Origin of the sequence: Lactobacillus apis, assembly GCF_003150935.1 — a bacterium.
In the GTDB taxonomy this organism is placed as follows: Bacteria; Bacillota; Bacilli; order Lactobacillales; family Lactobacillaceae; genus Lactobacillus; species Lactobacillus apis.
This window is the reverse complement of the sequence record NZ_CP029476.1, coordinates 270,001-289,392: the sequence shown is the minus strand read 5'-3', so window position 1 is coordinate 289,392 and position 19,392 is coordinate 270,001. Positions and strand designations below refer to the sequence as shown.

Below are 19,392 nucleotides of genomic sequence, written 5' to 3'. Positions count from 1 at the left end.
AACACCTCCTATATGAATTTTTTAGCGTCAATTTTATTTTCACTAGGCACCATTTGAATAAATAAATCAACTCCTTGATCTGCCAACTCTTTTATTAACTCCTTGTCCTCTTTATTCAAAAAAATACTCTTTGTTACCTGTTCTTTATCTTCAGCAAAAGGCATATTTCCCAAATTAATTGCTTTTTCTCCAATTTCTTTAACTAGTTTGGAAGCTATTGGCAATGTCTCACAAATAATAAATAGTTTGTATTTATCTGTTACACCGCTTTTAATTTGTTGAATCGCTTCATCACTAGTTTTAATAACAACTTTTGTGCCTGCAGGCTTAGCCAATCGTAGTGCTTTCATCCTTAATGGATCATTTTTTACAGTATCACTAACTAGTAATAAAGCATCTGCCCCAAGAGCTTGCGTCCATGAAAATGCAACTTGACCATGTAACAGCCTATAGTCAACTCGAACCATTTTTATCATTTTGAACCTCCTATTTATTATTCTCTGCTTCCCATTTTCTTCTTATTTGATCGATTTCTTGATCATAATCACTGGTTTTAATTTCAATGTTCTTTTCAAATTTAGTAAAGTACGGGTGTGTGTCCCAAGTACCAAGTTCATCTGACATCTTTGCAGCAATTAATTGGATCACAGGTAATGAGTAATATGGACTTAAAATCCAATCTTCATTCTGTCTTGCTTTAAAAACCCTATAATCATCATCAGCTTTATTTTCTGAATCAGTTATAAAAAAGACATTAGGGGTCACTTCTTTTAAGCCTTCAAAAACCTCGTTAAATCGTGAATTTTTATTACTCTTACTGTCGTCTAACAAGAAAACTGTATAATTCGGTGTCAGTTGCATATTAGGACCATGTAAAAATTCTTCCAGTTCATAGTACATTGACGGCCTTTTGAGTGTTTCTTGAAATTTCAATGCTCCTTCTTTAGCAACACCATAATTGGGTCCATTACCACAAAAGAAAGTCGGACTTTCCATTGCAAAACTAAAATGATTTTTTGAAATATACTTTTCAGCTTTATCAAGCAGCTCGTTTTGATAACTAATAGACTCCTCTAAGTGGGTGTAAAAGTTATCTTTTTGTTCTTGATTTAGATGACTAATTTCACAGCCTAGAAGAATGAAATATTCAATTAAAGTTTGAACACCTGTTGTAACAAAGTCGACATACTCATTACCTGGACCATAATCAAAAATCTTATATGAATACTTAGCCATTTGACTGTCTACATTGCCAGTTAAGGAAACTGAAGGTATTTTTTCCTTTTCTAGATATTTCAAGCAGTTAATAATATTGGTAGATGAACCACTTTGAGAAATTACAAATAACATTGTTTTTCCGCATCCAGTAAGTCCGTATTCTAAAACATGCTCCGGTGTGTATAAATAAACTGGAAAATGAATAAAATATTGCAATGCATCTTGAACCATGAGCATTGAATTATATGAAGATCCTGATGCAACTAATGTAACGCTTTGATAATCTTCTTGGAAAAATAGCTTAGCAACTGGTCTTATTAAATCTTCCCGGTTTTGAAAATTTTGATGTAATTTTGTTGAAGAATATCTAACATAATCTTGCATTCTCACATTATCACCCCTTTAAATTGGTTTCTAATATATACCATTTATAAAATACACTATACCACTACCATATACTTTTGCAAGCGTTTTCTAAAAAGTTTTTTTCTGGTAAATAAAAATATAATTAAGTTGTTCAGCACTAGCAGTAGTAGTTAAAAGTATGTAGATACAAAAAGTGACTTACGATTAGACTAATCGATTGTTTTTAGCAGATTATAGTAAAATATATATTATTGATAATTAAAGAGGTTTGAGAAATGAAAATTGTAAACTTAGATAGCTATGCGTTAAATCCTGGTGATCTTGACTGGTCCCCTCTCAAAGAATTGGGTGACTGCACCTTTTATGATCGAACTCCAGTAAACGACGATAATGAAATTTTAAAGCGAATTAGTAATGCCGAAATCGTTTTGACCAATAAAACTCCCCTTGACGATCATGTGATTTTTACTGCTCCTAATCTCAAATATATTGGTGTAACTGCAACAGGCTACAATGTAATTGACACTGAAGCTGCAACAAAAGCTAACATTCCAGTAACCAATATTCCTACATACGGCACTGATGCAGTTGCTCAATTTACTTTTGCCCTACTACTTGAAATTACCAGCCACGTTGGACTACACAATCAACTTGTGCATGATGGCCGCTGGAGTAGCAATCCTGACTTCACATTTTGGGCTAAACCATTAATGGAGTTGCAGGGCAAGACTCTTGGCTTAATTGGATTTGGTAGTATTGCCAAAAAAGTAGCCGAAATTGGTCATGCTTTTTCTATGAACATCATCTTTTATAATCACCGTCCTAAAACAGATTTACCTAATTATGTAAAACAAGTTAGCATGGAAGAACTATACCAACAATCTGACATTATTAGCCTACACGTTCCGCAAACTCCAGAAACCACAGAAATGATAAATCAAGAAGCAATTAGTCAAATGAAAGACGGCGTTATCTTGATTAATACAGCACGTGGCGGATTAATCAGTGAAAAAGATGTTGCAGATGCGTTAAATGGTGGCAAGATTGCTGCTGCCGGAGTTGATGTCGTTCAAAAAGAACCAATTCCAGCTGACAGCCCACTTCTTTCTGCTAAAAACTGCTACATTACCCCTCATATTGCATGGGCACCTCGTGAGACTCGCAATCGTCTTTTAGGAATCGTCGTTGATAATCTTCAGGCCTTTTTAAATGGCGAAAAACTAAATGTAGTAAACTAGACGCCATAACAAAAACCAGTATTCTAATCAGAATACTGGTTTTTTATTGATAAAAAATTAATTCCGTACTTGACCTTGACGTTACGTCAACCAATATACTTGATTTTGCAAGTGAGGAGATTTTAACCATGTCATATTCTATCAATGAACTAGCAAAACTAGCTGGCATTTCAACACGAACTTTACGGTACTACGATAAACAGGGACTTTTAAAAGCGCGCAGAGACCCTGTAAATAATTATCGCTACTATGAAGAAGCCGAAGTTGATCAACTTCAAAAAATACTGTTCTTAAAGCTATTTGACCTGCCACTAGAGCAAATTAAAAAAGTTATGCAAACTTCACCAGAAACTCAATATCAAGTTTTACGAAGTCAGCGTAGCAAATTAGTTGCAGAGCAGCGATATCTGGATGATTTGATTAAGAATTTGGACAAGACACTTGCAACAATGAAAGGAGAAACACAAATGACAGACACTGAAAAATTTGCCACACTAAAAAAAGAGGTAATTAAGAATAACGAAAAGCAATACGGTACAGAAATTAGAGAAAAGTATGGCGACGCCCAAATAGATTGCAGCAATCAAAAGTTCAATTCTCTATCAGAAAATGAATTTTCACATTTCAAAGAATTATCTACTGAAATTTTAACTGAACTAAAAAATTTGGCTAATACTACTGATATCAAGCGACCTGCTGCTAAACATCTGTTTGATTTACACAAAGAGTATTTACTAACATTATGGCCAAAAGACCAATATTCTGCAGAGGCACATAAGAATCTCGCCAAGATGTACATATGTGACGAACGTTTTAGTAAGTACTATGAAGAAGGCACTGGCAATCCTGAAGCTGCGAAAACGTTGAAAACAATCATTGATTACTATGCATAATTCATCAAGTTAAGAACAAGAAAAAATAAGGGTAATGAAGGCTTCTAGCTTACATTACCCTTATTTTCTATTATCAGTCAGGATTCTAAATTCTTAAAACTGTTTCTGCTCCATAACCACAATGGATTTTGCAGGTCTGTTGGGACAAATTCAGTTCCCTGCAGTTCTTTCGCCCAGGCATCAATAACATAAGTTTGTACTTTTGAGCTTTCCATTTGTTCTTTAGTAATCAAACCTAATTTGTAACTAGCTCTGATTATATGACGATCAGCAGCGATGTATATATCGTTAGTGTTTTTCAAAGGAATTGCAGTGTAATTGCTAAGAACATACAGCCAATAATTACACAACTTGGTTCCAGACAGATAAGGAAATTTTTTCTTAGCTTCTTTTTGCATAAAGTATCTGATTTTATTCACATCATCATCTAAATTTCTGGCAAAATTGATAATATTACCATCAGATAAATCAGTGAATGTCTGACACAATTTAAGCCAGATATTGGTTTGCTTATTCCTTTGCAGTGCAAGTCTATACTTGGTTAAGGCTTCCTGCACTTCTTCATAATCAGCATTTATGACTTTATTAGGTGAAAAGACAAAATTCGTTTCAGAATCTTCATATGTTTTTAGGGCACTTTCCCACAAAGTATAAGAATTTCTTTGAGAATTTAAAGCCATTGGCAAAGTGAAATAAAGTGCATTTTCATTCGAACTAGAATCAAGGCCTGGATTAGTATCCTCTGGCAGACTAGTATCACCAAATTCACCATTCTGATACTTTTGATAAATTAGTCTTGCTTTTTCAAGAATTACATCAGACATATATTGTTAACCTCATTTCTTTACAACCAGTTAATATTTGCTAACTTTTCAAAGCTTTTAGATACTTATCCAAATATTTTTCTTCATCCACAGGATAGTACGGTGTAATAAAACGTGGATGCTCTAGTGGAATGATTTTCTTGAATAACTTTAATTCTTTATTTATTGCTTTAGTATTCCCATTGATAAGTACCCGATTTTACAACAATTCCGGTATTTTGAGCTTTGGTTTCGGGATATTTCTTTAAAAAGCTAGCAGAATCTGGAAGATACACTATCGCTTTACAACCCTCAGGAATAGTAAATTCATATTTACCATTCAATAATTTTATTGTAAACAAGCCATTTTCACTCAAATATTTCATTTGGAAGTCATCAACAATACCTTTTATCTGAGGCTTAATTTCTACTTCCTTAAATCCGGGCTTAATCTCATTTAAACCAACAACTTTTCTGATAAACCAGTCAAGGACACAGCCCATTGCATAGTGATTGAACGAAAATGTTCCTGTTTTGCCATCTGGCTGAATTCCTGCCCAAGATTCCCAAATAGTTGTTGCACCATGATCAACCTCATATAACCAAGACGGACATTTATTTTGGAGAAAAACCTTTCTGGCTAAATCAGTTTCTCCATTATCAACTAATACATCCAACAAATAAGGAACAGATACGAACCCTGTATCCAGGCAATCATGATTATTATGAATTAATTCCACTAATCTACTTAGTAGTTTTTTTCTCGTATTAGTATCACTAATCATATCAAATGCTAAGGCCAGAACGTAGCATCCCTGATAGTCACTGGTTAATCTTCCCTCTTTGACAAATTTTTCAACAAATGCTTGCTTAACTTTATTGGCATAGGCAGTATATTCGTCACCATTTTCACCTAAAACATTACTTATTTTAGCAAGAAGATCCGCAGAATGAGCCAGAAAAGCGGTAGCAACCACATCTTTAGTTGCTGTAGCACTTTTCATTGGATTAGGATCTCCAATCATCATACTTGGGAGCATCCAGTCACCATAATGAAATGTAGTGTCCCAAATGTAGCGATTAATGCCACTCTTATCGCCGGCAGCACTTTTGACGCTATAATTATGCCACTTCTTCATGGCAGCATAATTTTCGGTCAAAATCTCTTTATGACCATATCTTTGATATAAAGTCCACGGTACCATTATAATTGCATCGCCCCACCCGGCTGAACTTAGGCTGCCTTTAAAATCCAACGTGCTTTGATAAAAACTAGCTGGAGCTGGTGAGTAATCAATAATTTCCCCGTCTTTTTGCTGATCAATCCGAACGTTTTTTAGCCAGCGACGGATCAAATTTTCCGTGTTGTAGTAAAAAGTAGAAGCTGGTGCAAAGACTTGCATATCTCCAGTCCAACCAGCACGTTCACGCTGCGGGCAGTCAGTTGGAATAGACAACATGTTTCCCTGCTGACTCCATTTAATATTTTGTAGTAAACGATTTATTTGCTGGTTAGAAGTACTTATTTCACCAGTTCTTTTCATGTTACTAAAAATAACTATGGCATTTAAATCTTGAATATCTGCTTGCTCAAGGCCAGTAATCCTAATATATCTGAAGCCATGATATGTAAAATCAGGCTCAAAAGTTGTCAATTTACCATTTCCAATCACATGATCTTCTTGATCCTTATTACGGCCAATAATATTTTTAAAGAAATGACCATCTTGATCTAAGGCTTCAGAATGTTCAATCTTAATGTCAACATCCTTTTTAAAAGTTGCTGTTATCCGAATCCGTCCCGTTATGACTTGACCGAAATCAACTACTAGCTTGTTTTCTTCTTGCCAAATCTTTTTTACTTTTAAAGTTTGCATTCGTTTTACCAGCGGACCAAATTGTGGGGATAAGCATTCATAATCTGCATCAATCACTTCTGCTCTCTTAGCAAAAGGAGTATCAGTAGCTAGCTTATTTTTAATACGCAGATCTTGCTTTTCACCGATAACAACATCTGCATAACGCCATTTTCCGGTATCAACAGTAAAAGACGAATCAGTGCCAATTTTTAAATAGCTGTGATCTTTATATTCAACAGTTAGATCTGCCAATAAGGCTAATCGCTCACCAAACTGACAGCTTTCGCCAGAAACAGCTATTCTACCTGCATACCAACCATCTGCTACAACTACTGTCAACACGTTTTGCCCACTGACTAATAAATCTTTTGCGTCATATGTTTGATATAGTAAATATTCTTGGTATTGCGTATAATCGGGAGTAAAAATGGCATCACCAACTTTTTGCCCATTTAAATATACTTGATACAGACCCTGTGCAGTAATCTCTAGTTTTGCAGAATTAATAGTTTTCTCTATATTAAAAATTTTCTTGAAAACTATTGGCGCATGTAGTCTTTCATCAACAGGCTGTGGAATCGGTGCTTTTTTACCACTAAACATGTTAGCCAAAGAAAACTCTGGCTCTTTACTAACCTCAGCAAAGTCTGAACTTATCCATTTTCCTAACCATTTATCTTCACTGTTCTTAATCATTTTTACTAGCCCTCTTTTACAGAATTAGACATAACTTCTTTACCTAAATTTGTTACCTAGATTTGACAGTATACAAATAATATCAATTATAAAGCAACATACACACCCAAAAGTAAAAGAACTTTAATGTGAAGCAAATTTAATACTACAGGGTTATAAACCACCCTATGAAATTCATATTTATGTGAAAGGACAGCGACGATACCAATTAAAATAAGGTTATTGACAATTCTTCCCAGTAAGAAAGTAACTCCCAAAGTAATGTACCCACCGACAATTATTTTGTCTTTAAATATTTTGCTCAGATACTTTTCCAGGAAAGGTGATTGAAAGCAGTCCTCCTACCCAAGCTGATAGATTTCAATTTTATCTTGCGTAGATAATTTAGCCATAAAAATAGCCCCCAAATTCGAGGACCATTTCAAAACTTGCTTTTTATTTCTGCCACCATAAGAATTTATTATTTTATATGATTGCGGATTTTATTTTTACTACCAATATCCAACAAGGCACTGCACAGTAATTTAAATGAACCATTTAGTTATTAGAATTCCAAGTCTATTTCAAAAAACATTTCTAGTTTTCAAAATTAGTGTCGTTACTTTCTTTTGCACGACGTAAACTTTCTTGTCGAATAGCTTCGCGCCGTAAGTATTTTTCACTATTAAGAACTGTAGCAGCACCAGTAAGATAATCTATGTCTAGCAGCGGCGAGTCATTATCTAAAATTACTTGGGTTACTTTACCCTTCATTTTTAGTCCACTTATAGGCAACTTAATCTTAGTTTGTCGATTTGCCGGAGTAACGCCCACAAAGCTTAATAGCACTTTACGGGCAACTAATTCATCTTGATAATATAAAGGAATTACAGCATAGTCGAGTTTACTTTGGGGATGCTCATTAATCCACTTGCGTAAAAGATTTTCATAATAGAGCATTGCCTTTGAATTAGTATCGTCCATACCAGTAGTAGATCCTTGATTCAAGTAAGCCGTCTCTGTAATTAAGTTACGCTTTTCATCATTTAAGCCTGAAAATTGGTAACCAACTAAATGTCCTCTGTTAAAAGCCCAAGCAGTATATGGTTTGCCATTCTTAGTAGTTTCAATTTTATAATTATGCCAGCCACTTGGGTTAACGGTTAGCCTTGGTGCACGGGGTTCGGTGGGCAATTCTGAGCGTTTTACTTGAATGTGACTACCTTGGGCACGGCCTAAATTATCCAATTCCATCAGACTTAGTTTTCTTTCCTCTTGATATGACCATGGCTTTATAAATGCCGCTTGTGTTTTATTGGGTGACAGCTTTATCTCTTTTGGCTTACTTGCCTTAGTTATCTGTTCGGTCCCAGCCGCTGTAGCTGTTAAAGTTGCATCATTTGTGGTTTGATATCCTGCTATTAATCCAATCGCAACTAAAAATGTTGTTAAAATTTTTCTATATTTCATTAGTTTAGACTTCTCCTTTTAAAATCAGCACCTTTATTTATTATTAGTGCATTCTAATGACTTTCCGTAGTATATAAAACTTATCAAGACCATCTAATCGACTTACTGAGCAGTTAATACGCTGATTTATAAATTTAGTACGTCATAAAATATCTCTGCATAAATAATATGTACATAGTAAACTAGCTTTTCGCTTGATAACCACAATATATCACAACTTTATCTCAGTGCAATACTATATGTAGTGCTAAAACCTGCTATTTAACAATGTAATCCTTAACTGCGCTATTTCTAACAGACGTTTTTTACCTTAAAAAATTTGGCACACGTTTTATAAAACGTGTGCTATTTTTGTCCACAAATTCTAAATAAAAAAGTCTTGACTACTAACATAAAACGCCAGTAATCAAGACTTATCAAAGTTAATTATATAATAGTATGCTGATTGCCAGAATCGAACTGGCGACCTTTTCTTTACGAGGGAAACGCTCTACCAACTGAGCTAAATCAGCGCTTTTTACAACGTATAAATTATACCAGAACAAGAAAAGCCGTGCAATTGAATGCACGACTTTTCTTATTTAGAGTAGACTACATAAGCTACTGGCAATTTTTCCACAAAAATCAAATTTTAGTTTAATTTCCAGTCTAGGCACAATTCTTGCTTGTGTAAAAGTTCAGGTAACTCATCACGGTCAATTGCCTTTGTATTTAACTTTTCACCCGTAATTTGTTTAGTAAATGAGTCAATTCGTTTATTTGTATCACGCAAATCATAATAAGTTGTGACAACTTGATCGTAATCTTTCAAATTATCCACAGTAAAATCACGTGGATAATCATTTTCAAAGGTAGTAAATTTTAGTGGCAAACGTGGTTTTAATTGCGGATCTTGGTCAGGCACACCTACTTGCATCCCTAAAGCTGGAAAAGTCAGTTTAGGCAAGTCCAATACATCTAACATCGCCAACGGATGATCATTAATTGTCCCAAGTGGCACGTAACCTAAGCCCATGCTTTCCACAGCATTAGCCACATTTTGCCAAGCAAGCAGTGTGTCATCCAGCCCCTGGAAAAAGATGTCAGTAGTGTGAAGGCGACCATCATCCTTACCTAACTGCTGCCGAATTTGTTGATTTCGGTATAAATCAACTACAAAAATAAAGAGATCTCCTTGTGCACCAACATATTTTTGCCCGCACAATTCTCTAATTTTTGCTCGTTTAGTTTCATCAGTAATATGTAAAAGCGTTGCATTTTGCATAAATAAACTTGTCGCAGTATGTTGAAAAACTGTGTATAAAGTCGTTAACTGCTCCTCAGTTAATTGTTGATCTTTAAATTTACGAATCGATCGATGATTGACTTGTTGATCAATTGTTGCATTATGAATCATTTGACTACTTCTTTCCATACTATTTTGACTAACTTTTTACTTTGCTATATAAAACATTATAGCAGAAATATTTCAGCAACCTCTCTTGCACTATGCTAGAATTTAACTGTCTATAAAAGTATTAATGGAGGAAATTATGCGTGTATTAGTTATTGGCGGGGCCGGCTACATTGGTTCAATTGCCGTCAAGCATTTAGTTGAACAAGGCTATGAAGTTGTTGTCCTTGACGCACTCTACACAGGCCATCGAAAAGCTGTTAATCCCAAGGCAAAGTTTTATCAAGGTGATATCGAAGATAAATTCTTAGTCAGTCAGATTTTACGTGAAGAAAAAATTGACGCAGTGATGCACTTTGCTGCCTACTCACTTGTACCTGAATCTGTTAAAAAGCCACTTAAATACTACGATAATAATGTTTCCGGTATGATTGCCCTTTTAGAAGCTATGAAAGATGCACGAGTTAAGTATCTTGTCTTTTCATCAAGTGCTGCAACTTATGGCATCCCCAAGAAGTTACCAATTACAGAAGATTCGCCTCTAAATCCAATTAATCCTTATGGTGATACTAAGGCAATGATGGAAAAAATCATGCACTGGGCAGATAAATCTGAGGGTATTAAGTCTGTTGCTCTTCGCTACTTTAACGTCGCAGGAGCTTCAACAGACGGTAATTTCGGTGAAGATCATGGACCTGAGACGCACTTAATCCCTAATATTCTACGTAGTGCTATTACTGGAGACGGAGAATTTACTATTTTTGGTGATGATTACGATACTAAGGATGGTACTAACGTGCGCGATTACGTTGAAATAAACGACTTAATCGACGCTCATATCTTAGCGCTTCAATATTTAATGAAAACTGGTCATTCAGATGTTTTCAATTTGGGAACCGCGCATGGCTATTCAAATCTTGAAATTTTACAAGCAGCTCGTAGTGTTACCGGAATAGATATTCCTTATACAATCGGACCACGAAGAGCCGGAGATCCCGACAGTTTAATTGCTAATTCAGACAAGGCAAGATCCGTCTTAAATTGGCAACCGCAACATGAAAGTGCAGAAGAGGCCATTGAAAGTGCTTGGCAGTGGCACCAAAAACATCCCAATGGTTACGAAGACAAGTAATAAAACGGCTTATAGTATATAGCTACTATAAGCTGTTTTTGTTTATTAAGGTATACAACTCCATATCTCGAAACTCACCATGATATTTTACTTCATCTGGTAATAATGCTATATGGGCAAAATTAAGTCTTTCCGCTATTGCGCAACTAGCCCTGTTTTCATGGTCAGCCAATAGGCTAAGTCGATGCAATCCTAATTGATTAAAGGATACTTCAACCAGCTTTTTAACTGCTTGAGTCATAATTCCTTTCTTCTGATACGTTTGCCCCAACCAATAGCCTATTTCCGCACTTTGATTTTTCAATTTAATATTATGGAGGTCAAGCATTCCAGCCGCATCGCCGTTAACTAGAACTACTAAAGCAAGTTTCTTATACTCTGCGGTTTCCCTACGCATTTGCTTAATAAAATCTATTTCATCTTCAACTACGTTAATTTTATCAGCCCATGGTAAAAAGCGTGCCAGTTCTACTCGATCGTGAACAATAATTTCATATAGCGCTTGTGCATGCTTTATTTCAGGTAAAACTAACTCTATTTCTTGGCCAGCAAACAAAAACTTAGCAATTGTAAACATTTCTATAACACTCCTTTTACCTATCTATTTTATTCCATGATACTACTGTTTCCATCTTTTTTTAATGCTAATAATTCAATGTAGTTAAACTAGTGCTATAATCGATTATTGTAGTATAAAAATACATATCTAGAATTTGGAGTGATTAGATGGATGACGAAAACGAAAATAATAGTTCTGGTTATGAACGAACCTTAACCAATGCCCATATTCAGTTAATTGCACTAGGCGGTACAATTGGCACGGGTTTATTTTTGGGTGTCGGCAACAGTATTAGAATGGCCGGTCCAAGCGTCATTTTAATTTACATGATTGTCGGTATTTTTTTATTTTTATTGATGCGGGCTCTAGGTGAATTAATTGTCTCTGACCTATCCAAGCACACCTACATTGATTTTTTTCAGAAATATTTAGGTAAAAATATCGGTTTTATTTCCGGTTACCTGTATTGGATTAGTTGGGTCACGCTAGGAATGGCTGAAATGACAGCTTTAGGAATCTATTTTCAATATTGGTTCCCACATTTGGCAACCTGGATTCCAGGTCTGGTTACAATTGCTATCCTGCTTTTTATTAACTTACTTTCTGCTCGCCTATTTGGAAACCTAGAGTTTAGTTTTGCAATCATCAAAATTGTCACTGTGCTTGCTTTTGTCATTTTGGTAGCTTATTTGACCATTACTGGTGGAAAAACCAGTTTTGGACCAGTAACTTTCGCAAATTTAACTAATAATGGTGGCTTCTTTGCCAAAGGCGGTTCCGGCTTTTTCGCTGGATTTCAAATGGTAATTTTTAGTTTCGTCGGCGTTGAATTAGTTGGCCTGACGGCAGCCGAAGCACAAAATCCTAGAGTCACAATTAAGAAAGCAATTAATGAAGTTCCATTACGAATTATTTTATTTTATGTTTTAGCAATTGTTGCAATTCTAATTGTTATTCCTTGGAATAAGGTTTCAACTAGTTCCAGTCCTTTTGTACAGACTCTTGCAGCAACTGGAATTCGTAACGCTGGCTCAATCATTAATTTCGTTGTGATTTCTGCGGCCGTTTCATCAACCAATAGTATTTTGTATAGTGCGGGACGATTACTTTTTTCTGTTACCTTTAATGGAAAAGGCAAGTGGAACAAGACCTTTGGTCATTTAAGAAGACAATTACCTCAAAACGGTTTGATTTTATCCGCCTGTCTAATGGCTCTTGCACCCTTTGTCATTATCTTAATTGGCAACCAGGCTTTTAATTTCATTTCTTCTACTTCTACCAGCATGTTTATTATAATCTGGTGCTTAATGCTACTGACGCACATTGCATATCGCAAACAGACCCCAGAGGCCAAATTAAGTGATTTCAAAATGCCAGGATTTCCTTATTTGGATTATTTAACCTTACTATTTTTTATCATGATAATTATTTTGTTACTCATCTTGCCAAATAATCGTGTATCAATGGTTGCGGCTATTTTGATTTTTATTCTCTTATCCGCTTTAACCAAAATATGGCAAAAAGAAAAAGCGTGCTGAAGCAGCAGTAACTGAATTACGTGATAAAGTTCGTGATTATTTACGTATTGAGGGTAAAATCAACTCATTTACTAAAAACCAATAGAAAAAGTTCCTAAGTGGATATCTACTTAGGAACTTTTTTAATTACGTGTAAATCTTCGCTTTAAATTTTGCCATAGACTCAATGCCTGTCGCATATGATCAGCCGGAACATAGTTACGGATTGCCCGTAATGTCTTTTTATTATTTTTAGTAGTAAAAATAAATGTTCCACTAGTGCGAGTTCTAATTTCAAATCGCGGAATATACTTCCCTTTGAAATGAACGTCAGCCACTACATAAGTAACTTCATTCCAAGGTATTTGGACATAGTCAGAAAGATTGCGATCATTATAAAATTCGATTGCCTTATTTCCAACCATGATGTTGCCATATGAAGCAACTGCCCGAAACCACGTAGCGTCAGTCGTCAAATCTACTTTGGTATTCTGTGATTCAACCATTTTTTAAATTATGTGTAAAACGTGTAGTAGAACACCAACAATAAAGATAGCGATAATAATAACGATTGGTGAAACTTTCTTCTTCAATAACCACATACATAAAAAAGTTAACAGCAAACCTGCCAAACCAGGAATCAAGGTATCCAAGTTGTTTTGTAAAGTGGTTACCTTGAATTTAGTAAGCGATAATCCATTACTTTGATCGATCAAAGCCTGTTGAATTCCCTTTGCCCCAGCAGGAATCGAGTTCCAATCAATGTACGCACCCTTTTGAAGCGGTGTTTTTGAAACTATTGGCGTGAATTGAATGTTTACCCAACGTTCAATTAGCGAACCAAGGACAAACATACCCATCATTGAAGCACCACGGGTAACCTTTTGTAAAAGACCACCAGAAACATCATTAGTAATTGCAGAACCTGCTTTATAGCCAAATTCTTGTGTATACCACATAAAGGCAATTCTGATAACATTCCAAAGTACAAAGAACAAAATAGGTCCTAAAAGGTTACCTTGGATAGCCATTGATGCTCCCAAAGCGCCAAGGATTGGACGAACTGTATACCAAAATACTGGGTCACCGACACCAGCCAAAGGTCCCATCATTCCGACCTTAACACCTTGAATAGCTTCGTCCTGAACTTCAGCACCGTTTGCCTTATCTTCTTCCAAAGCAAGCGTAACACCTAAAATTGGTGAAACTAGGTAAGGGTGAACGTTGAAGAAAACTAAGTGACGTTCAAGTGCTGCAGACATATCATCCTTGTTTGGATATAGCTTTCTTAATGCAGGAATTAATGAATATGCAAAACCACCGTTCTGCATTCTTTCATAGTTCCATGATGCTTGTAAAAATTGTGAGTGCCACATCACGTTGAAGCGGTCGGCTTTACTTAATTTGATTTTTTGATCAGCCATAATAAAATCCTCCTCTTAAATATCACTTTAATAGTCGTCAATGATATCGCCGAGTGGATCGCCGGTACCTTCATTATCTGAACTCTTGTTGCCATTACCACCCTTAGATTCAAGAGCTAAGTACATTACGGCAAGAGCCAAACCAATTGCACCTAATGCAATTAAAGTTAGGTCCTTGATAGCAGCTAAAGCAAAACCAATTGCAAAGAATGGCCAAACTTCACGGCTAGCCATCATGTTAATAACCATTGCATAACCAACAGCTACGACCATAGCACCACCGAGTGACATACCATCACTTAACCAAGCTGGCATTAAACCTAACCAATATCTAACAGTAGATGCTGGAATAGCTAGCAGTAAAGCAGCTGGAATAGCAATTCTTAATCCTTGCAAGCAAACAGCAACCCATTGCCACATATTAATTTTGCGCCAATTTCCCTTTTTAGCATCAGCGTCCATGATATGCGCAATACCAGTTGAAATAGTACGTACAATCATAGTTAAAAATAGTCCGGCAACAGCTAAAGGCATAGCAATACCTGTAGCCATACCAATTCCTTTGGTGCCCTGACCACTTTGAACCAAGATAATAGCTGAAGCTACTGAGGCTAATGCAGCATCAGGTGCAACTGCGGCACCAATATTAGCCCAACCAAGGGCAATCATTTGTAAATATCCGCCCAAGATAATTCCTAAATCTAGATGTCCAGTAACTAATCCAATTAGTGTACAAGCAACTAGTGGTTGATGAAATTCCCATTGATCCAAGATACCTTCCATACCTGCAAGAAAGGCAACTAGAACAACTAAGATCATTTGTATAGCGTTCATTTTTTTGCTCCTACTCTTTTATTTCTTTTGTTCATCCAACAAGCTTTGCGCCTTATTCAAAATTGCGTCCATATTACCGCCTTTATCAGTTGGTACTTTCCGTACGTCGAACTCAACTCCCATTTTTTCAAGTTCGCGGAAAGTATCAACGTCGTCTTGATTCATTGACAAGACGTTATTAGCGTTAACATCACCAACTTTATAAGACATTGAACCCACGTTGATAGTCTTAAGGTCAATACCAGCTTTAATAACTGTTAGAACATCCTCAGGATTTTCAAACAGTAATAATGCATGAGTATTACCAAAGCGAGGATCATTTGCAATTTCAATCATTTTCTTGATTGGAACAGTATGAGCCTTAACACCAGCAGGTGCAGCTTCACGAATCATGCTCTTACGCATCTCATCCTTAGCAACACTGTCTGAAACAACAATAACGCGATCAGGATGCATTGCTGGTATCCAACCGGTAGCAACTTGACCGTGCAATAAACGTGAATCAATTCTAGCTAGAACGTACTTGATGTGTCCATCACCAACTACTGTTCCTTCTGGAATAGATTTTGCAGGTTTAGCTACACCTGCACCACCTTGAACTGAAGCTTCAGTTTTTGGCATTAAATCTGTTGGTTTAGTTTTAATGCCATCCTTAGCAGGTTCAATAATAGCAGTGGCAATTTCTTTTGCAGTATGATCAGGATTGGTCATTCTCTGCGTTAATGCTTCAACAACCATTGGTAAATTCATACCAGAAACGACTGCCCAGTTTTCATGATCTTCTAGTAAACCGTTTGCTTGATTAAACGGTGTCCCACCCCAAAGATCAACAATTAACAACACTTCATTCGAATCATCAAATGAGGCAATTGCATCTTCCATCTTGCTCTTAATATCTTCCGGCCCTTCATCAGGCGACAAAATAACATGAGCAAAATTGTCTTGTTCTCCGAATAACATTTGCGCAGACTGCGCAATTCCATCGGCAAAACCGCCATGGCTGGCTAACACAATTCCTACCATGAGCTTTTCCTCCTTTTAGATAAAATGTATCCATTTACATTATACACCTAAAAAAGAGCTATAAACCGCAGGCTCATCACATTCTAATCTTATAATATTATTTATTTAATAAAAATATAGTACAACAAAAAGAGGATCAATAAAGATCCTCTTTTCTTGTACTTTGCTCCGGCTGTCAGACTCGAACTGACGACATCTTGATTAACAGTCAAGCGCTCTACCAACTGAGCTAAGCCGGAATATTAAAAAAGCACGGCAGCGTCCTACCCTCGCAGGCAGTCTCCCACCAACTACTCTCGGCGTGAAGAAGCTTAACTGCTGTGTTCGGCATGGTTACAGGTGTTTCCTTCTTGCTATTGCCACCGTACTTTTTTCCTTTGAGCTTTTACACTCAAAACTAAATATAATCCTCTTTGAAAAACCTATCCGCTCTCTTCCAGATCGCTCAAGCTTGTGGTCAAGTCCTCGACTGATTAGTACTAGTCCGCTCCAAACCTCACGGCTCTTCCACTCCTAGCCTATCTACCTCTTAGTCTTTGAGGTGTCTTACTACTTTCGTATGGGAAATCTCATCTTGAGGGGGGCTTCGCACTTAGATGCTTTCAGCGCTTATCCCTTCCATACTTAGCTACCCAGCTATGCCTTTGGCAAGACAACTGGTACACCAGCGGTATGTCCATCCCGGTCCTCTCGTACTAAGGACAGCTCCTCTCAAATTTCCAACGCCCACGACGGATAGGGACCGAACTGTCTCACGACGTTCTGAACCCAGCTCGCGTGCCGCTTTAATGGGCGAACAGCCCAACCCTTGGGACCTACTTCAGCCCCAGGATGCGACGAGCCGACATCGAGGTGCCAAACCTCCCCGTCGATGTGAACTCTTGGGGGAGATAAGCCTGTTATCCCCAGGGTAGCTTTTATCCGTTGAGTGATGGCCCTTCCATGCGGTACCACCAGATCACTAAGCCCGACTTTCGTCCCTGCTCGAGTTGTCGCTCTCGCAGTCAAGCTCCCTTATACCTTTACACTCTGTGAATGATTTCCAACCATTCTGAGGGAACCTTTGGGCGCCTCCGTTACTCTTTAGGAGGCGACCGCCCCAGTCAAACTGCCCATCAGACACTGTCCCATACCTCGCTTAGAGGTCCTGGTTAGAGCAGCCATCAAACAAGGGTAGTATCCCAACATTGCCTCTGATAACACTGGCGTGCTATCTTCTCTGGCTCCTACCTATCCTGTACATGTTTAACAGCTACTCAATATCAAATTGCAGTAAAGCTCCATGGGGTCTTTCCGTCCTGTCGCGGGTAACCCGCATCTTCACGGGTATTATAATTTCACCGAGTCTCTCGTTGAGACAGTGCCCAAATCATTACACCTTTCGTGCAGGTCGGAACTTACCCGACAAGGAATTTCGCTACCTTAGGACCGTTATAGTTACGGCCGCCGTTTACTGGGGCTTCAGTTCGTTGCTTCGCTTACGCTAACAACTCTCCTTAACCTTCCAGCACCGGGCAGGTGTCAGCCCCTATACGTCGTCTTTCGACTTTGCAGAGACCTGTGTTTTTGATAAACAGTTGTTTGGGCCTATTCACTGCGGCTGGCTTTTACACCAGCACCCCTTCTCCCGAAGTTACGGGGCTATTTTGCCGAGTTCCTTAACGAGAGTTCTCTCGCTCACCTTAGTGTTCTCCACTCGACTACCTGTGTCGGTTTGCGGTACGGGTACGTTAGCTCTCACTAGAAGCTTTTCTTGGCAGTGTGACTCTTGAACCTTCGCTACTTTAATTTCGCTCCTCATCACAACTTGTGCTTTCTAGATAGAAGCATTTAACTCTTATCTACACTTATTGCTTAAACATGGATATCCAGCACCATGCGTTCTTTGCCTCCTGCGTCCCTCCTTCGCTATTAACGATCTAACGCAGTACAGGAATTTCTACCTGTTGTCCATCGACTACGCCTTTCGGCCTCGCCTTAGGTCCCGACTTACCCTGGGCGGACGAGCCTGCCCCAGGAAACCTTAGTCTTTCGGCGGATAGGATTCTCACCTATCTTGCGCTACTCATACCGGCATTCTCACTTCTAAGCGCTCCACTTATCCTCTCGATTAAGCTTCGCCGCACTTAGAACGCTCTCCTACCACGTGTATTACTACACATCCACAGTTTCGGTACTATGCTTAGCCCCGGTAAATTTTCGGCGCAGCGTCACTCGACTAGTGAGCTATTACGCACTCTTTTAATGATGGCTGCTTCTAAGCCAACATCCTAGTTGTCTACGCAACTCCACATCCTTTTCCACTTAGCATAGATTTTGGGACCTTAACTGGTGATCTGGGCTGTTTCCCTTTCGACTACGGATCTTATCACTCGCAGTCTGACTCCAGTGCTTTGATATATGGTATTCGCAGTTTATCTGAACTCAGTAACCCTTGATGGGCCCCTCATCCAAACAGAGCTCTACCTCCATTATCATCCTCGCACCAGGCTAGCCCTAAAGCTATTTCGGAGAGAACCAGCTATCTCCAAGTTCGTTTGGAATTTCACCGCTACCCACAACTCATCCCCGCAATTTTTAACTTACGTGGGTTCGGTCCTCCAGTGCGTTTTACCGCACCTTCAACCTGGTCATGGGTAGGTCACTTGGTTTCGGGTCTACATCAACTAACTATCTCGCCCTCTTCAGACTCGCTTTCGCTCCGGCTCCGTCTTTTCTGACTTAACCTCGCTAATTAACGTAACTCGCCGGTTCATTCTACAAAAGGCACGCCATCACCCTTTAATGGGCTTTGACTACTTGTAGGCACACGGTTTCAGGTTCTCTTTCACTCCCCTTCCGGGGTTCTTTTCACCTTTCCCTCACGGTACTGGTTCACTATCGGTCACAATTTAGTATTTAGCCTTGCGAGATGGTCCTCGCTGCTTCAATCGGGATTCCTCGTGTCCCGACCTACTCAGGATTCTGCTCGGCGTCTCTTGGATTTCG

General features: G+C 38.0%; 15 protein-coding genes, 2 tRNA genes and 2 rRNA genes (1 of these 19 only partly in view). 4 read left to right on the top strand and 15 right to left on the bottom strand.

Features of this window, described 5'->3' with window-relative positions; all coding sequences use genetic code 11:
* Positions 1 to 8 precede the first annotated feature (8 nt).
* Positions 9 to 476, bottom strand: coding sequence for a PTS sugar transporter subunit IIB (locus tag DKL56_RS01340; protein WP_074426337.1), 468 nt, complete (start codon positions 474 to 476; stop codon positions 9 to 11).
* Between the two features lie 10 nt (positions 477 to 486).
* Complete coding sequence (locus tag DKL56_RS01335) at positions 487 to 1,602, bottom strand: SIS domain-containing protein (RefSeq protein ID WP_109715136.1); 1,116 nt, start codon at positions 1,600 to 1,602, stop codon at positions 487 to 489.
* A gap of 257 nt (positions 1,603 to 1,859) precedes the next feature.
* On the opposite strand from DKL56_RS01335, the gene DKL56_RS01330 reads away from it, so the two are divergent.
* Positions 1,860 to 2,822 (top strand): D-2-hydroxyacid dehydrogenase, encoded by a 963-nt coding sequence (locus DKL56_RS01330; RefSeq protein ID WP_109715135.1) that lies wholly within the window; start codon positions 1,860 to 1,862, stop codon positions 2,820 to 2,822.
* Between the two features lie 128 nt (positions 2,823 to 2,950).
* Positions 2,951 to 3,715 (top strand): MerR family transcriptional regulator, encoded by a 765-nt coding sequence (locus DKL56_RS01325; protein ID WP_109715134.1) that lies wholly within the window; start codon positions 2,951 to 2,953, stop codon positions 3,713 to 3,715.
* Positions 3,716 to 3,792: 77 nt separating this feature from the next.
* On the opposite strand, the gene DKL56_RS01320 is transcribed toward DKL56_RS01325, so the two are convergent.
* The 5 genes from DKL56_RS01320 to DKL56_RS01300 all read right to left on the bottom strand — a co-directional run bounded on the left by DKL56_RS01320 (position 3,793) and on the right by DKL56_RS01300 (position 9,918).
* Positions 3,793 to 4,539, bottom strand: coding sequence for an HhH-GDP family DNA glycosylase (locus DKL56_RS01320; RefSeq protein ID WP_109715133.1), 747 nt, complete (start codon positions 4,537 to 4,539; stop codon positions 3,793 to 3,795).
* 170 nt (positions 4,540 to 4,709) lie between these two features.
* Positions 4,710 to 7,073, bottom strand: a complete 2,364-nt coding sequence (locus tag DKL56_RS01315; protein WP_239440586.1) for an alpha-L-rhamnosidase — start codon at positions 7,071 to 7,073, stop codon at positions 4,710 to 4,712.
* A gap of 576 nt (positions 7,074 to 7,649) precedes the next feature.
* Positions 7,650 to 8,522: a DNA/RNA non-specific endonuclease gene (locus DKL56_RS01310; RefSeq protein WP_109715132.1), complete on the bottom strand. Its 873-nt coding sequence runs from the start codon at positions 8,520 to 8,522 to the stop codon at positions 7,650 to 7,652.
* Between the two features lie 439 nt (positions 8,523 to 8,961).
* Positions 8,962 to 9,034 (bottom strand) — tRNA-Thr (locus DKL56_RS01305).
* Between the two features lie 119 nt (positions 9,035 to 9,153).
* On the bottom strand, positions 9,154 to 9,918 hold the full coding sequence (locus tag DKL56_RS01300) for an NADPH-dependent oxidoreductase (RefSeq protein WP_109715131.1): 765 nt from the start codon (positions 9,916 to 9,918) through the stop codon (positions 9,154 to 9,156).
* Positions 9,919 to 10,054: 136 nt separating this feature from the next.
* On the opposite strand from DKL56_RS01300, the gene galE reads away from it, so the two are divergent.
* On the top strand, positions 10,055 to 11,047 hold the full coding sequence (galE, locus tag DKL56_RS01295) for a UDP-glucose 4-epimerase GalE (protein ID WP_109715130.1): 993 nt from the start codon (positions 10,055 to 10,057) through the stop codon (positions 11,045 to 11,047).
* A gap of 25 nt (positions 11,048 to 11,072) precedes the next feature.
* On the opposite strand, the gene DKL56_RS01290 is transcribed toward galE, so the two are convergent.
* Positions 11,073 to 11,624: a GNAT family N-acetyltransferase gene (locus DKL56_RS01290; protein ID WP_109715129.1), complete on the bottom strand. Its 552-nt coding sequence runs from the start codon at positions 11,622 to 11,624 to the stop codon at positions 11,073 to 11,075.
* Positions 11,625 to 11,773: 149 nt separating this feature from the next.
* Between DKL56_RS01290 and DKL56_RS01285 the strand changes: the two genes are divergently transcribed.
* Positions 11,774 to 13,144, top strand: a complete 1,371-nt coding sequence (locus DKL56_RS01285) for an amino acid permease (RefSeq protein ID WP_109715128.1) — start codon at positions 11,774 to 11,776, stop codon at positions 13,142 to 13,144.
* 122 nt (positions 13,145 to 13,266) lie between these two features.
* Here the strand turns inward: DKL56_RS01285 and DKL56_RS01280 are convergent, their stop codons facing one another.
* The 7 genes from DKL56_RS01280 to DKL56_RS01250 all read right to left on the bottom strand — a co-directional run.
* On the bottom strand, positions 13,267 to 13,629 hold the full coding sequence (locus tag DKL56_RS01280; protein ID WP_109715127.1) for a DUF956 family protein: 363 nt from the start codon (positions 13,627 to 13,629) through the stop codon (positions 13,267 to 13,269).
* A gap of 3 nt (positions 13,630 to 13,632) precedes the next feature.
* Positions 13,633 to 14,547 (bottom strand): PTS system mannose/fructose/sorbose family transporter subunit IID, encoded by a 915-nt coding sequence (locus DKL56_RS01275; RefSeq protein ID WP_109715126.1) that lies wholly within the window; start codon positions 14,545 to 14,547, stop codon positions 13,633 to 13,635.
* 27 nt (positions 14,548 to 14,574) lie between these two features.
* Entirely contained in the window at positions 14,575 to 15,381 is an 807-nt protein-coding gene (locus DKL56_RS01270; RefSeq protein ID WP_046306072.1) for a PTS mannose/fructose/sorbose transporter subunit IIC, read from the bottom strand.
* 18 nt (positions 15,382 to 15,399) lie between these two features.
* Positions 15,400 to 16,404 (bottom strand): mannose/fructose/sorbose PTS transporter subunit IIA, encoded by a 1,005-nt coding sequence (locus DKL56_RS01265; RefSeq protein ID WP_109715125.1) that lies wholly within the window; start codon positions 16,402 to 16,404, stop codon positions 15,400 to 15,402.
* 166 nt (positions 16,405 to 16,570) lie between these two features.
* Positions 16,571 to 16,643 (bottom strand) — tRNA-Asn (locus tag DKL56_RS01260).
* 11 nt (positions 16,644 to 16,654) lie between these two features.
* Positions 16,655 to 16,771 (bottom strand): 5S ribosomal RNA (rrf, locus tag DKL56_RS01255).
* Between the two features lie 86 nt (positions 16,772 to 16,857).
* Positions 16,858 to 19,392: ribosomal RNA gene (locus DKL56_RS01250) — 23S ribosomal RNA — on the bottom strand (it continues 373 nt past the right edge of the window).